Genomic DNA, 420 nt, shown 5'->3' with positions numbered 1-420 from the left:
CCATGGCTGCGATCCAGGGGCTCATGCCGGCCTGTATGCAGAACGGAGTCAGAATTACAATGAAGAGCGTGTAACAGGTGGTCATATCCACGATGATAAAACGTGCAAGCAGTGCGACGGTGGCAATGACAAAGACAAATAAAAACGGGTTGCTGATAAGACTTGCCATGAAAGCACCGAATGTATTGCCCAGCCAGGTGTCGATCCCCACTGTGGTAAGGGCATTGGCCAGGTTGATGGCGCCGCCCATAAAAGCGATGATGCTCCAGTTGATGCGGCTGTTATAGTCCTTCGGTGATGCGAACTGGTATCAGGTGCAGGCACAGGAGGAGAGAGACCATGCGATGCTGTTCATGCAGTATCTGCAGAATAACAGCGGGAAGGTGACTCTTGAGGCGATCGATAAACCGGATAAGCAGT

At 51.7% G+C, this 420-nt stretch carries 2 pseudogenes; one reads left to right on the top strand and one right to left on the bottom strand.

Annotated features, from left to right (window positions below):
* Positions 1–250: pseudogene (locus tag NE473_RS30335) on the bottom strand (SLC13 family permease); the annotation flags it as partial.
* A 43-nt stretch (positions 251–293) separates the two neighbouring features.
* Between NE473_RS30335 and NE473_RS30330 the strand changes: the two are divergent.
* A pseudogene (locus NE473_RS30330) lies at positions 294–420 on the top strand (ferritin-like domain-containing protein); the annotation flags it as partial.

Origin of the sequence: Hungatella sp. SL.1.14, assembly GCF_024460495.1 — a bacterium.
Lineage (GTDB): Bacteria > Bacillota > Clostridia > Lachnospirales > Lachnospiraceae > Hungatella > Hungatella hathewayi.
The sequence above is the reverse complement of the archived record's forward strand: the minus strand, read 5'-3'. Positions and strand labels throughout refer to the sequence as shown.